9 protein-coding genes are annotated in these 14,458 nt (G+C 48.4%); 1 reads left to right on the forward strand and 8 read right to left on the reverse strand.

Annotation, left to right across the window (positions count from 1 at the left end):
* From CLV42_RS26455 to rmuC, 7 genes are all read right to left on the reverse strand, one after another.
* Nucleotides 1-3,240 carry a SusC/RagA family TonB-linked outer membrane protein gene (locus CLV42_RS26455; RefSeq protein ID WP_106604945.1) on the reverse strand — a complete coding sequence of 1,080 codons (3,240 nt, stop codon included), beginning with the start codon at nt 3,238-3,240 and terminating at the stop codon, nt 1-3.
* Between the two features lie 54 nt (nt 3,241-3,294).
* Nucleotides 3,295-4,521 (reverse strand): FecR domain-containing protein, encoded by a 1,227-nt coding sequence (locus CLV42_RS26460; protein WP_106604946.1) that lies wholly within the window; start codon nt 4,519-4,521, stop codon nt 3,295-3,297.
* A gap of 52 nt (nt 4,522-4,573) precedes the next feature.
* The gene (locus tag CLV42_RS26465; protein ID WP_106604947.1) at nt 4,574-5,092 is read right to left on the reverse strand and encodes a sigma-70 family RNA polymerase sigma factor; all 519 of its coding nucleotides are present in this window, start codon (nt 5,090-5,092) and stop codon (nt 4,574-4,576) included.
* A 133-nt stretch (nt 5,093-5,225) separates the two neighbouring features.
* Nucleotides 5,226-5,609, reverse strand: a complete 384-nt coding sequence (locus CLV42_RS26470; protein ID WP_106604948.1) for a response regulator — start codon at nt 5,607-5,609, stop codon at nt 5,226-5,228.
* 21 nt (nt 5,610-5,630) lie between these two features.
* On the reverse strand, nt 5,631-9,230 hold the full coding sequence (locus CLV42_RS26475; RefSeq protein WP_170117657.1) for a response regulator: 3,600 nt from the start codon (nt 9,228-9,230) through the stop codon (nt 5,631-5,633).
* A gap of 31 nt (nt 9,231-9,261) precedes the next feature.
* Nucleotides 9,262-9,945, reverse strand: coding sequence for a basic secretory family protein (locus CLV42_RS26480; protein ID WP_245901741.1), 684 nt, complete (start codon nt 9,943-9,945; stop codon nt 9,262-9,264).
* Nucleotides 9,946-10,018: 73 nt separating this feature from the next.
* Nucleotides 10,019-11,437, reverse strand: a complete 1,419-nt coding sequence (rmuC, locus tag CLV42_RS26485) for a DNA recombination protein RmuC (RefSeq protein ID WP_106604950.1) — start codon at nt 11,435-11,437, stop codon at nt 10,019-10,021.
* 301 nt (nt 11,438-11,738) lie between these two features.
* On the opposite strand from rmuC, the gene CLV42_RS26490 reads away from it, so the two are divergent.
* Nucleotides 11,739-12,344 carry a porin family protein gene (locus CLV42_RS26490; protein WP_106604951.1) on the forward strand — a complete coding sequence of 202 codons (606 nt, stop codon included), beginning with the start codon at nt 11,739-11,741 and terminating at the stop codon, nt 12,342-12,344.
* Nucleotides 12,345-12,755: 411 nt separating this feature from the next.
* On the opposite strand, the gene CLV42_RS26495 is transcribed toward CLV42_RS26490, so the two are convergent.
* A complete protein-coding gene (locus CLV42_RS26495) occupies nt 12,756-14,453 on the reverse strand; it encodes a DUF885 family protein (RefSeq protein ID WP_106604952.1) in 1,698 nt (565 codons plus the stop codon).
* Between the last annotated feature and the right edge of the window lie 5 nt (nt 14,454-14,458).

Here is a 14,458-nt window from a genome sequence, read left to right on the forward strand (position 1 = left end):
TTAAAGCGTTAACTGAATACCGCCGGTAATTACTCTTAATGTTGGTACAACAATCTGTGTTTCCGGATCCGCTCCTTTATATCCTGTTATTGTCAGTAAATTTTGTCCTTGCAGATAAACCTTGCATAATTGCAGGTGTAATTTCTTCAGTACTGATGCCGGCATCGCATAAGCCAGCATCACATTCTTCAGCCGTAGATAAGAAGCATCATCATACACCGCATTGGACAACAGCAAATTGGCATTCAGGTCATAGGCGATTGTACCCGCTGTGGCGGTCGCTCTTGGCACTGCTGTTACATCGCCGGACTTACGCCAGCGTTGCAGGCTTTCTGTCAGTTGATTGGCGAAGTCTCCTGGTTTCACGGCTACTGCTACTCCTTGTTGTTTGATGAACTGCCAGAAGAAGCCCAGGCTGATATTTTTATATTGCAGATCGTTCTGGATACCGCCATAATATTTCGGGTCCATATTGGCGATGGTCACAAAGTCATTGATACTCGACAGGCGATTGTCATGGTTGATATCCTGGAACTGTGCCAGTCCTGTCTGCGGATCAACTCCTGTAAAATGATATCCTCTTACGATGTTCAGTGACTGTCCGAGTACATAGGCATTTGCATAAGATGAAACAGACAGGTCCTGGAATTTCTTCAGCTTATTGGTGAAGAAAGATATATTGGCGCTGGTAGTCCAGGTGAAATCAGTTTTATCGACATTCCTGCTATGCAGTTCAAACTCCCAACCTGTGTTCTCCACCAATGCGGGCAGGTTGGCCTGATAGCTGGTAAAGCCTGTCATAGCGGGCAGCTGATATCCTACCAGCTGATTACTGCTGCGGTTACAATACTTGGCGGCGGAGAAGAACAGGCGATCGTGCAGGAAACCTAATTCGATAGCTGCTTCCATTTTGCGGTTCTCTTCCCAGCTATACCTGTTGTTGACGATACGCAAAGGTCTCAGCGTATTATCGCCCTGATAGTTGCCATTGCTGCCGTAATTTTTCATGTACTGGTAATCCGTGATCTGGTCATTACCCGTGATGCCACCACTGGCTCTCAGCTTTCCGTGGCTCAGCCAGGATAGTTTCTTCATAAAGGGTTCCTGCGTAAAGATCCAGGCCAGTCCTACAGCGCCAAAATCGCCGAACTGCCGTCCTGGTCCGAAGCGGGAGGACCCATCCCTTCTGTAACTGACATTGACCAGGTATTTGCTTTGCCAGTCGTAGGTTACACGTGTGAAGAAAGAAACATACCGGTACAGCGTGTAGTTATCTGGTTTATGGATGATGGTATCGGCCCCGTTAAGACCATTCATGAATGCTTCACTGGCATATCCCTGTCCGGTAGCTGAAGTACCATTTCTTGATGTCTGTTGCCAGGTGCCACCCACTAGTGCATGCAGACTACCCTTGGCGATACGCAGCACATAATCCGCCTGCGGTTCTACGATAAACGACTGCCGCTTGTTTTCTGCTGTGCGTATAAAACTGGTAGGCGCATTATTAGGATGCTGGGATGATTGGGGGAATGAAAAGAACTGCTTCATACGGATATCCGCCAGTCCCAGGCTTGTCTTCAGTTGCAGTCCCGGCAACAGGTGATATCGTAACACTACATTGCTGAGCAGGTTCCGGGTATTGCTGTTGGCCTGTTGTTTAAAATAAGCGATGGGATTATCGAAAGAGGAGCCCCAGAATAAACGTCCTGCCGAATCATACAGTGGGTAATTAGGTGGCAGATTATAAAATGGAAAGATATCATTGGCGATACTCTTATTACGGTCTGCCACAAAAGTAGCCATCAGGTTGGCTTCCAGCCGCTGTTCCGGATGATGGTGCTGCAGGCTGACATGAACGCCTCCCCTGTTATAGCCCAGATCAGCCGGCATTACGGTGCCTTCCCGGTAGAAATTCCCACCAATGAGGAAAGTATTATAGTTAGTGCCGCCGGAAAAGCTGGCTTGTGCATTGGTAATACCTGCCGTTCCGCCGGTCAGTTTCTTAAACCAGTTTACGTTCTGTGTAGTATCCCATAACAACAGATCGGGCGCCTGGGCTGTTGTAGGCTGCACGCCATCATTGGCAAAGGCCTCTCTTCTGAGTGTCAGGTAATCGTGAATACCGAGCATGGACATATTACCCGCGGTAGTACCAACACCGGTACGCACATTCATATCCAGTTTTCCTTTTCCTGGTTTGCCTTTCCGGGTAGTGATCAATACCACACCATTGGCCCCCCTGGAGCCATAGATGGCGGTAGCGTCTGCATCTTTCAGGATGTCGATACTTTCTATATCCGCCGGGTTGATGCTGTTAAAAGGGCTGATACGTCCTGCAGCGCCGAACAGGTCTTCCGAATTGTTCAGCGGGGTGATATCAAAGGGAACACCATCTACTATGAACAGGGGATCATTACCGGCGGCGATGGAATTCCGGCCCCTGATATACAATTTGATCTGAGCGCCTGGTAGTCCGTTGGTACTGGTTACCTGTACACCGGGTATCTGTCCTTGCAGGGCAGACAATGTATTGGCTACCGGTTGTGCGGCCAGCTGTTCTCCTGTGATACGGCTTACGGAGCCGGTCAGCAGACGGCGGCTACTGGAGCCATAGCCGATCACGACGGTGGCGTCGAGTGTATTGACCGCCTCTTTCAGGTGTATTTCGTGTAAACGTGTGCCATAGAGGGTGGTATCAACAGAAGTATATCCCAGGGATGAAATGTGTAGTAATGCGGGCTGTGCCACTTCAAACAGTTCGAACTCTCCGTTGTTGCCGGTGGTCACGCCGCGGGAAGTACCCTTTATAACGATGGTAGCGCCTGGGACAGGCTGATCGTTGTCGCCGGTGATGCGTCCCCGTATTGTTACCCGTAAAGTATCTTCTTTGAGCGGTGGTAATTTACCTGTTTCCATTATCTGCAGGTATATTCTCTTTCCCTGTCTCAGCCAGCTGATATTCCTGTTTTTCAGTACCTGGGCCAGCACGTCTTCCCAATGGGCGTCTTTATAATAAAGGGTTACTTTCTCCTTACCGTCGATAATGGCGTTATCAAATACAAAATAATAACCTGTTTGCCGGGCAATACTTTTAAAAACATTGTTAAGGGGGATATTCTTTCCGGTAATAGTCACCCTTGGGCTGTCGGCAGTCGCCTGGGCTACAACGTGGGTAACCGGGGACAACAGGCAGCACAACATCAATAGTATAAAGACCGCTTTACAAACAAGCTTTACCATTCCTTTGATTTATGGTATACAGATCATAGTTGGCTTTTCTACACGAATTTGGTTTTATTTTGATCTAAGATATATCTTATCATCCGTAATACGATAGGTTATACCGGATGTTTTATCAAGGCTTTCCAGGAAGTCGGTCACGGGTTGGTTCCTTTCTATGACACCGGTGAGCATCTTATTGGCCAGTAGCGGGTCTTCAAACAATAGTTGTTTGCCATACCAATGGAGGATTACGGCATCCAGGGTTCCCAATGGTTTGTTATAATAGGCATATTCTCCTTTGCGCCATGCCAGGGTAATTGCTTCATCGAAGGTACCGAGTTGCTGGCTATAGCCTTTCCGGTAGGTGGCTTCCATACCGGGTTTCAGGATGAGGCCCTCACTTTCTTCCACATTTGTCATAACACTACCCTGTACGAGGGAGGTAACTATGAATGAATCGGAATACGCATTGACGTTAAAGGAGGTACCCAATACCCTGACGGATGTTCCAGCTGTATGTACGATAAAAGGCTGGCTGGCGTTGGTAGCAATATCAAAATAGGCTTCCCCTTCCAGGTATACTTCCCTGGTTTTGCCATCGAATGAAAAAGGAAAGCGCAAACGGGAAAATGCATTCAAATGGACCGTAGATCCGTCGGATAATACCACTTTGTAGTCCTTCCCGGTGGGTACAAAGAGTGTATTCCAACCTTTACGCTGTTTAGCTGCTGTAAAGGAAAGCTGACCGGTTCCCGGGTGTAAGAGGGCGGCTTTTGTAGTGATATCGGCATCCTCCCTTCCGGACAGCCGGATGGTATCTCCATTGTCCAGCAACAGCTTCATATCTCCCCATAGGGGTATATCTCCTGTATGCATGGCGATGGCATTATCCTGTATGGAAGCAGACTTACTGTTCATCAGCCAGTAGCCACCGGCGGCAATCAGCAGGGTCACTGCGGCAGCCAGCCACCATGTGTTGCGGGAGCTGGATTTTCGGGAAGACGGCTCAGGCATATTGACCACAGGGGTTTCATCTGCGGTGACCGGGGTCAGGGCAGGCTTCTTTTCGTGATCAGCATGTAACAGTGACAATACGTTGCTCCAGGCCCTTTCGTTATGAACGTCATTCATAAAATCGGGTCCGGCCACATCGCGGGCTCCTTCCAGTTCTTCGAGGCAACGGCGCACGTTAGGGTCCTCACGGGCAATCCGTTCGAGATACTGGCTGTCTTCGTCGCTGATATCGCCGCTCAACTTTTCCAGTATTAACTGAAAGATATGTTCCTCGTTATAACTCATGTGGGATATACATAGTTCTTACTCGTTCGGGCCATAGGTTTTCGTTGGCAATTCAGAGTTTCGTCTGAAACATCAGGGCTTTCAGGGCTGCTTTACATTTATTTTTAAACGCCTTAATGCCTTTTTTCAGTATAGATGATAAGTCCAGCGGATATCTTTTGTCTGATAACAATGATAAACTGACACCTCCACTATGTACCAACGCTACCTGTCTCTTATATTGCATCAGGTACCCGGGTAAAGGTAGTACAACCTGCTGCATCAGTAAGAACCCCGGATCGTTAGATAACCGGTTGTCGGATTGTCCTCTTTTAAGAATGTTGACACAACTGTTATGTACCATTCTGTAGAAATATCCGCCAACCGAATGTTCAATTTCCAAATATAATTTCTCCTCCCAAACCTGCACAAAAACATGCCGCACCAGTAGCTCCGCCTCATCCATGTTATTCAGCATCATACGGGCTTTTAAGCAGAGCGGCTTATAATATTTCATGAAGAAGTACTGATAAGCTTTGATCTCGCCCTCTTTAAGCGCAATCAGCATTGCCGAATCATCCATGTGCTGCATAAGAGTTGTTTTGGGATACGTTAACAGTTGTTAACGTAAATATCCGTTTTCCAGCAGCGCAAAAGCGTTAATTACATGTTAACACGTATATATTACGCTTTAATTCACAAGTGAAAGATACTTAATATTTGGTTCACCACATATGGAATTCATTTTTTAACAGATCCAGCAAAACGTCCTGGTCTATGGGCTTTGACACATATGCTGCCGCCCCGGCGGCCAGGCACTTTTCCCTGTCCCCTACCATTGCCTGCGCTGTTACTGCAATTACCGGAATATGGTCCATAGCGTGATTTTCCCGGAGCTGTGCAATGGCCTCATATCCGTCCATATCCGGCATCATCATATCCATCAGTACCACGCCAACATCGGGCTGTTGTGCCAGCAGCTGTAGGCCGGTCTGTGCATCCGTTGCGGTAATACAATCGAAGCCCTTCGTTTTCAGCACCATGCGCAGGGCGTAGATATTCCTGTTATCATCATCAATGATCAGTATTTTTTTAGCGGACGATCCCATACTCTTTCAGATTCTTTATGATCAACTTCTGTTATTGTCATACAGCCACACGCGCAGCAAGGATACCAGCTGGTCTATATCCACCGGTTTGGAGATATAGTCGGAGGCGCCTGCCCTGATACATTTTTCACGGTCGCCCAGCATTGTTTTGGCCGTTACCGCCAATATAGGCAGGTGTTTGTGCTCAGGCGTTTCCCTGATCATCCGGGTGGTTTCATAACCATCCATCTGCGGCATCATCATATCCATCAGCACGATGTCTACCTGTGGATTATTTTTAAGCTGTTGCAGCGCTTCATTGCCGTCCAGTGCTGAGATGATATGCATTTTATGCTGTTCCAGTGCTTTTGTGAGTGAGAAGATATTCCGTACATCATCGTCTGCTATCAGCACAGTCTTTCCTTCCAGCACTTCTTTCAGCGGTCCGTGTTGTTTCTTTCCCGGTTTATTATCTGCTCTTTCCTCTACCAGGTGCAGGAACAGGGCTACTTCATCCAGCATGCGCTGATAGGAATGTGCCGTTTTTATCACGATAGAATCAGCATACTGGCGGATACGGTTCTCCTCAGCACGAGATAGATTCTTTCCTGTAAAAATGATGATCGGCAGGTTTTCCAGTCCGGGGTTACCTTTCACTGTTTCCAGCGTCTCATAGGCATGCTGGTCGGGCACGCCCATATCCAGGATGACGCAGTTAACATCTTTTTTCCGGAGGGCGGTTACACTGCTGGTAATATTGCCCGTGATCTCTGTGCTGACGTTGAAGTTCTCCAGGAAGTAGGCCAGCGCTTCGGCATGTTTGGGATTCTCCTCCACGATCAGCACTTTTTTCGGATTACGGGTCAGGGCATTTTCCAGCTGCTGGAAGATACGCGGCATCTGGTCAAGGGCCAATGGTTTGTCGATAAAATCTACCGCTCCTTTCTGCAGGCTTTCCTTTTTTGCTTCAAGAGAGGAAATGATATGCACGGGGATTGGTCGGGTTGCGGGATTAGACTTCAGGGCTTCCATGACCTGCCAGCCACTCTGTACCGGCAGCACAATATCCAGGAGGATAGCCGCCGGCTTATAGCGCTGTGCCATTTCAACGCCATGGTCGCCGCGTACGGCCACAATACCTTTGTAACCACGCTTACGGGTAAAGTCAAGCAGGATGCCTGCATATTTTGTATCATCCTCCACGATGAGGATCACCTTATCGTTTGGTTTCAGGTCATTACGATCGTCTGCTATCTCTTCCGGTATTTCCGCAGCGATGTAATCGTCTCTTTTATCTCCCGCCCTTAGGGCGTCTTTCCATACGTCATCTGCCTGCTGCTGAGTGGGCGGTGCAGTCTGTTCTTTTTCTTCCTGCGGATGAACGGGAATGGTCACGATAAACTCACTGCCTTGTCCTGGTTCACTCTCCAGGCGGATCTCCCCGCCCAGCAGTTTTGCCAGTTCCCGGCTGATGGAGAGTCCCAGTCCTGTTCCGCCATACTTCCGGCGGGTAGAACCATCCGCCTGCTGGAAGGCTTCAAAGACGATCTGCTGTTTATCGGCTGGTATACCGATACCTGTATCTTTTACGCTGAAGCGGATGAATGCATCATTCTCCGGAACGCTTGCCACCTGTAGGGTCACTACTCCCCTGGCCGTGAATTTGAGTGCGTTGGACAAGAGGTTTTTGAGGATCTGTTCCAGGCGCATTTTATCGGTTTCTATCAGCGCCGGCGCATCTGCCTGTATATCGACCTGCAAGTCCAGGTTCTTCTCGCGGGCAATAGGCAGGAACAATGCCTCCATGTCGGTGCAGATCTCGTGCACAGGCACATGGGCAATTTCCAGGTCCATTTTACCGGCTTCTATCTTAGAGAGATCGAGTATCTCATCTATCAGGGTGAGCAGTCCTTTACCGGAGCTCTGGATCACCTGGGCAGATTCTACCTGGTCTGTGCTCAGGTTCTTATCATTATTTTCCGCCATCAACCTGCTGAGCAGAAGGATGGAATTCAGGGGCGTACGCAGTTCGTGCGACATATTCGCCAGGAACTCTGACTTGTATTTGGTGCTGATCTCCAGCTCTTCCGCTTTTTTCTGTATTTCCAGGTTGCGTTCCACGATCACCTGGTTACGGTCTTCCAGCAGGCGGGAACGTTCTTCCAGCTCCTGGTTGGCCTGTTGTAGTTCTTCCTGTTGTACACGCAATTCCTCTTCTGAGGCCTGGAGTTTCTGTGCCTGGGCTTCCAGTTCTGTATTGATATTTTCCAGTTCTCCGTGCTGTACCTGCAGTTCCTCTGATTGCGCCTGCGTTTCTTCCAGCAGCTCCTGCATACGGCGGCGGTTTTCAGCGGTAGTAATAGCAATACCTACATTATGGGTGGCTGCTTCCAGGAAGGCCAGTTCGTTATGATTGTACGGCGACAGCGATGCCAGTTCCACTACCCCCTTTATATGTCCTTCATACAGGACTGGTACGGCTATAATATTCGCCGGCCGGATCTCTCCGGCAGCGTAGCTGATGATAATGTTATCCGGAGTGATCTCTTTCAGCAACATGGTTTTGCCGCTGGCGGCACATTGTCCGGCGAGCCCCTGTCCTACCGGAATTATCCGGCGGTTCTCTGCGGGTACAAAGGCAAAACTTCCTGTCAGCTCCAGGGTGTTGTCTGGACCTGCCAGGTAAAGCACTCCGACCTGACTGTTCGTATATTCTGTGAGGAATGCAATAATATCTTCCGCCAGGGCATTCACATCGTTTTCACCCACCATCCGGTCATTCAATCCGGCCATACCTGTCTGATGCCATTCCTTATCGGCCAGCTGGTTAAAGGCTTTTTCCAGGGAGGCGGCCATTCTATTGAGGGAGAGGGATACGCCTCCCAGCGCATCCTTTTCTTCGTCATTCACGCGTATGCTATAGTCGCCTGCCGAGATATTCTCTGCAATGCTCCTGATAATGTTTATACGATGGCTGATATCCCGGTCTTTCTTTTCCAGGACATCCTGCAGCCGGGTACGTTCATCATAATCCTTTTTCACGCGGGCATAGAAGACAGAAGTGATCACCAGGGCCAGGAGGGCGGCAATGACAATGATGACGGGCGTATAACCGGCAACGCGGTCCATGTTTCGCGTCCGGCTTTCCAGCAATCTCTTTTCCCGGTCTTCCATCATCCCTACCAGTTCGCGGGCATCCTTCATGAGTCTCCGGCCGGCCTGCAGGGAGTCAAAGCTGATGCTCTGCCCGGTTCTACGCGCCCGGAGAGTGGACTCCAGTAAGGCCTGACGGTCCTTCATCAACGATTCCAGTTTTTCAATTTCTACCTGCTGCTGGGGATTGTCCTGCGTTAGCCGCCTAAGAATATGAAGATTAACCTTTACGCTATCATATGCATACCTGTATGGCTCCAGGAAGTCTTCATCACCGGTGAGCAGGTATCCCCGCTGGCCTGTTTCTGCATCCTTCATGAAAGAGAGCGTGCTTTCCAGCCTGTAGATCACCACATTGGTATGATCCACCCAATAGGCGCTTTGCAGGAGATTACGGATACTAAAAAAAGAAGCGACGGAACTCACTATGAGTAATAACAGTGATAGTCCAAATCCAATCAGCAGGTTTCTTTTAAAAGTAGCTTTCATCCTAATAGTCTTGATAGTTATCTTGTGCGTATCAGATAGCCGGGTTAGTGGCATATTCATTCCACAATTCGTCCAGCGTACTGCCGGTTAGTTTTTTCCAGATCTCATCTGTGTATTTTTTGCCACGCATTGCGGCATCCAGTTTCTTCACAAAGTCTCTGTTCTTTTTCTTTTCCACCCACACGAAGAAACGGGCAGTGACCCGATAGCTCTGTGTGTAATGCTGTTTCGGCTTAAAGGCCGGTAATGCCCAATTGGCGCCGGCATTGTCCACACCAAATACGTAACGTACATAATCGGCAATGCCTTCTGTGATCCATCCCGGGCCGGACTCGTTGGGATAGGCCTGTACTACGTGCATGGCTTCGTGCGTCACTACATCAATGTCTCCCGGATGTGCATGGAACCAGCCGGGATTAAATACGATCACATCTCCGCTGGTGGCGGCCACGCCTTCATAGGCAGGGTCGATCACGAAGCTTACTTTTTTAGCTGCTTTTTTGTTGAATCGTGCAGCTTCTTTCGGATACACCTGGAAGAAAGCCTCGATCAGCCTTCTTCCTACCGCAGTATCAAAATCGGGCGATTTATTCGTGTATTCGAGCGTATAACCTTCACGGGCAATTGTTTGCGGTGATTCCTGCGCATATGTCAGGACAGGTAGTGTGCAAACACACAGGCATAACATGCCCAAAGTTCTTTTCAGACCTTGCATTGAGTAGACCATTAATTTACGTGGTTGTTGTTAAAGCAATTTAAATCAGGCGTAAAATAGTGAATATTGCCGCTTAGTTTTCCTCTTCTTCTTTGAGCGGTAATTCTTCCGTTTGGACGCCTAAACTGCGTATACCCGTTTCCACCTGTTTTGTCTCCGGCAAAGTCTGCTTTAGTGCCGGGCCAAGGTTGTACAATTTCCGTGCCTGTGGAATAAAGCGGCTTTCGAGGGATGCCACGGCATCGTTATAATGGTTTACTGCCATTTTCAGGCTGCTGCCTACGTTTGTGAAGTGTCTTATCAGTACGTTGGTACGGTTATACAATTCTATACCGGCATTCCTGATCTCTTCGATATTGGCGGCTACGTGCAGTTGCTGCCACACAAAGCCTACGGTACGCAGTAAGGTGATGAGGGTGGTGGGGGTAGCAAATACCACCCGGTTACGGATGCCTTCTTCAATCAGGGCAGGTTCTGCCTGCAGTGCGGCACCAAAGGAGGATTCTATCTGCATATACAGGATGACATAGTCGGGCGACTGCTGCCACTGGCTCCAGTAGGCTTTTGCACTCAATTTCTTCAGGTGGTCCTTTACGGCTGCGGCATGCTGGTTTAGCAGCATTTTGCGTTCTTCTTCGTCTTCCGTTTCAAATGCCCGCATATAGGCGCTTAAAGGCACTTTGGAGTCTACCACAATGGTCTTCCCTTCCGGCAGGCGGATGATCATGTCGGGGCGTAGCACACCTTCCTCTCCATTCACCGATACCTGTTCGCTGAAATCACAATGTTCGGTCATACCGGCAAATTCCACTACACGGCGTAAGGCGATCTCTCCGTAGCGGCCACGTATATGGGAGGTCTTCAGGGCGCTGACAAGGCTATGGGTTTCTTTCTGCAGCTTTTCTGTGCTTTGCTGTACGCCCAGGATGAACTGGTTGATCTGGCCGTATTGCTGCTGGCGGTTACTTTCCAGTTGCCGCATATTTTCATCGAAACGGTGCAGGCTTTCGGATAATGGTTTTACCATGGCATCGATAGCCTGCTGGCGCTTTTCCAGGTCGCCTTTAGCGTCTGTGAGCTGTGTTTCCAGAGCGGATTTTGCCAGGGCCACAAAGGAGGAATTGTTATGCTTCAATGCTTCTGCTGACAGTGCATTAAACGCGTCTTTCAGTTTCTCGTTGGACTGATCAACAAACTCCTGCTGCTCGCGCAGGCGGTTTTCCATTTCCCGGAAACGGGCTTCTCCGTTGCTTTCTATGCGGATGCTCTCTTCCTGCAATATCTGCAGGCGGGCATTGAGTTCATCAATAACGGATTGTTTGTCCTGTGCCTCCTGCCGTAGGGTGCCGGCAGTCTGGTTCACTGATGACAACTGTGTTTCCAGAATGGCTATGCGGGTCTTTAACTGGTGACTCCTGCTGACAACCTTTATGACCGCTGCCAGGGCGGCGCAAGCGATCAGAGCGAAGATAATAACGATAAGATGGTCCATATTTGACCACAATGTTACTCCAAACAATAATAATAAAATAAAAAAAGAAGGGAATTATGCCAGGGGTAATAAAAGACGCTTTTCTGCTTTTCGTCGATAATTATAGAGGTTCTATCCTGTTTGAACAGCAGGTGTTAAACCCTGACAGGGAAACTATATCTAAGAGCTGGTAAACTTTTAAGGCCATATTAATTATGATCTTGCATGAATTCCGTATGTTTGCCCGCAAATTTTTTAGCCTGAATTGCGTGGCAACATACGTAATTCGTTTTTGATTATCTGTAATCGTCAAATAGTATCTATGAAAAAAGGATTATTACTGGCAGGGATATTAGCAGTTATGACAGGTACTGCAGCCAATGCACAGCGTCTGCATTACGGGTTGAAGGCAGCTTTGGCACTCACCAAGATAACCGGAGCAGGTTTAAAAGAAAACCTCGCACCTGGATTCCAGGGTGGCGCTTTCTTCGAGTTTGACCTGTCTAAAGACAAGAAATGGGGTATCCAGCCGGAATTGCTTTTTACACAGACTTCAGCTAAAAGGGGACCGGATTTCGCCAGTAAGTATGTGACCTACCACAATACTGAAGGAAAGGATAAGATCTCTATCAGTGCTGCAACGATTCCTTTACTGGTACGTTACACGCCGATCCCGGCCATTACGCTGAACTTAGGTGCTCAGTATACCTACATGTACTTCATTGACGAGAACCTGCTGAAAGCTAACAGGGATGCGTTCAAGAAAAGCGACGTAGCTGCTGTTGCGGGTGCACAGGTAAATGTGGCTAACGTACGATTCTTTGCCCGTTATGCATTGGGGCTGTCAAATATCAATGATATTCCGGCGCCTCAGTATGACTGGAAATCTCACCAGGTGACGATAGGCATGGGAGTAGCGTTCAAATAGACTATTTCTTGATCAGATTATATAGAGGTTGTATCAAATTGATATAACCTCTTTTTTTATTTACACCGGGTTGTAAAGCAAATGAGGCGTTGCTAGTGAATTTTCCCGCTAAGTAGCTCCGGTTTCAGCATGGGATGGCGGTCGGCGCCTCTCTGGAATGCTATTGGGCGTTATCAAGCGAGTCGGGGGTGGGATATCTATTGGGCAGCACCGGTCGTGTCGCCGGAGAGCCGAAGGCCCGCCATTCCCATCTGAAACCGCGTGCTACTTTCGCTGTCGCTGTTGATGGTTAAGTGGCTGGCTTACCAGCGTTTAACGTTTAAAGTTTAACGTTTAAAGTTTAAAGTTTAAAGGGGGTGTATCAAAAGCCATTTGATACACCCCCTTTTCATTGTAGCCTATTCTGATATTCTATAGGTTATAAAAATGCCAGCTGGATTTAAAGTCTTTTGTTATCAGTTTATTGGTGAGGATCACCCTGACCATTTCCACGGGCAGTGCATTTTCTTTCATCACGGCATCATGGTATTGCTGATAAGTCATTTTTCCGCTGTCTACGAGCTCCTTTTTCAGCGCCATGAACTGCAGACCTCCAATCATATAGGCCACCTGGTATAAGGGGCTGTAATCGCCTTTAAATGAGCGGCGTACTTCACCGGCCGCATTCGCTCTTTCATGCCCTACCCTGTCTACCAGGAAGTCGATACATTGCTGAGGCGTCCATTTGCCCAGGTGATAATTCAGCGAAAAGATGATACGCGCACAACGGTGCATACGCCAGAAGAGCATACCGATGCGGTCTTCGGGTGATTGTGGGAACTTCATATCCCACAGCAGCATTTCCCAGTATAGTGACCATCCTTCTATCCAGAAAGGTGTCCAGAAATTGCGGTAGGTGCGATAGCGGTTTTCCATAAACTCTTCCAGTGCATGACCGGCAAAGAGTTCGTGATGTACCGTTGCCCTAGAAAAGTGAGGGTTGTTTCCCCGCATGCTCATCAGCTTATCTCCTTCTTCCATATCGTTGGTGGGATAGGAAATGCTCAGTTCTTCTCCTCCTGTAAAGAAGGGATTGACCAGTTGCCGTTCAGGCGTCATCATGATCATGCGCCAGGTCTCTTCTGCTAATGGGGGAATGGTGATGAGGTGTTTGTCTTTCAGGAAAGACATGGACTCATTGTATATTTTCATGATCGCATCCGGCTGCTCACCTGCCGGAACGTAGGTGTTCTTTACCTTTTCCAGGGCTTTATGCCAGTCTTTTCCGAAGCCCATTTCTTCACTTGCCTTCAGCATTTCAGCGTCACAGAAGGCGAATTCCTTATTGGCGATCGCTATTAATTCTTCCGGAGAGTAAGGGATCAGCTCATTCTGCAACTGCCTTACCAGTTCCTCTCTTCCGATCGGTGAGCCTACAATGCCGCTGCCATCATCTTTTCCGCCGGGCAATGTTTTGAGTTTCTGTTGCCATACGTTACTGTATGCTTTCAGCGTACTGTCCAGTTGTTTATAAGGGGCAGGTATCCACCAGGAGAACTGTGGGTCGTAGGCGTTATAGAATTCGTATACACTGTGAATAGCCTCCTGTAATCCCCTGGTAATACCAACACCTCTGCGTAGCAGGTACATGTTGATATCGGTGGCCGCATTCAGTTGTTTTGCTTTCTCCTGTAAGCCCAGCGACATGTCCCGGAAGGTGCCTGCCAATGCCTGTGCGTCCTGTTTAGTACCTCTTCTTCTCAGCTTTTCCGCTGCGTAGATTTTGTCGGCCAGCGGAAACCAGGAAGACAACTGTTTATACTGTCCTGCCTGTTCATCCAGGGCACGTACTTCCTCCTGCAATTTCATCCGGAAGAGAACATAGTCTACACGTTCTTCCACACCGAGTTTGTCGAAATTAAAACCGTTGAGCTGTTGGAGGTAATCTGTGTTGAATGTTTTCAGTCTTTCTGTTCTTTCCGGAGCATTATCGATCTGGTAGAACCGCATCAGGCTTCCTTTGTCAGCTTCGTAATGCGACAGCAGTACTGAAATGTCTTTTTCCTGTGCAACGGCGATACCTGCGCTCATGCACCATCCTGTTACCAGGCAGTAAATAAGTCTTTTCATAAGTA

The organism is Chitinophaga ginsengisoli, assembly GCF_003014595.1.
Taxonomy (GTDB): Bacteria; Bacteroidota; Bacteroidia; order Chitinophagales; family Chitinophagaceae; genus Chitinophaga; species Chitinophaga ginsengisoli.

Excerpts from the sequence above, each read along its gene's own strand:
- CLV42_RS26475 (WP_170117657.1), bottom strand. The coding sequence starts at position 9,230 with ATGAAAGCTACTTTTAAAAGAAACCTGCTGATTGGATTTGGACTATCA.
- rmuC (WP_106604950.1), bottom strand. The coding sequence starts at position 11,437 with ATGGACCATCTTATCGTTATTATCTTCGCTCTGATCGCTTGCGCCGCC.
- CLV42_RS26495 (WP_106604952.1), bottom strand. The coding sequence starts at position 14,453 with ATGAAAAGACTTATTTACTGCCTGGTAACAGGATGGTGCATGAGCGCA.
- CLV42_RS26490 (WP_106604951.1), top strand. The coding sequence starts at position 11,739 with ATGAAAAAAGGATTATTACTGGCAGGGATATTAGCAGTTATGACAGGT.
- CLV42_RS26460 (WP_106604946.1), bottom strand. The coding sequence starts at position 4,521 with ATGAGTTATAACGAGGAACATATCTTTCAGTTAATACTGGAAAAGTTG.
- CLV42_RS26465 (WP_106604947.1), bottom strand. The coding sequence starts at position 5,092 with ATGCAGCACATGGATGATTCGGCAATGCTGATTGCGCTTAAAGAGGGC.
- CLV42_RS26470 (WP_106604948.1), bottom strand. The coding sequence starts at position 5,609 with ATGGGATCGTCCGCTAAAAAAATACTGATCATTGATGATGATAACAGG.
- CLV42_RS26455 (WP_106604945.1), bottom strand. The coding sequence starts at position 3,240 with ATGGTAAAGCTTGTTTGTAAAGCGGTCTTTATACTATTGATGTTGTGC.
- CLV42_RS26480 (WP_245901741.1), bottom strand. The coding sequence starts at position 9,945 with ATGCAAGGTCTGAAAAGAACTTTGGGCATGTTATGCCTGTGTGTTTGC.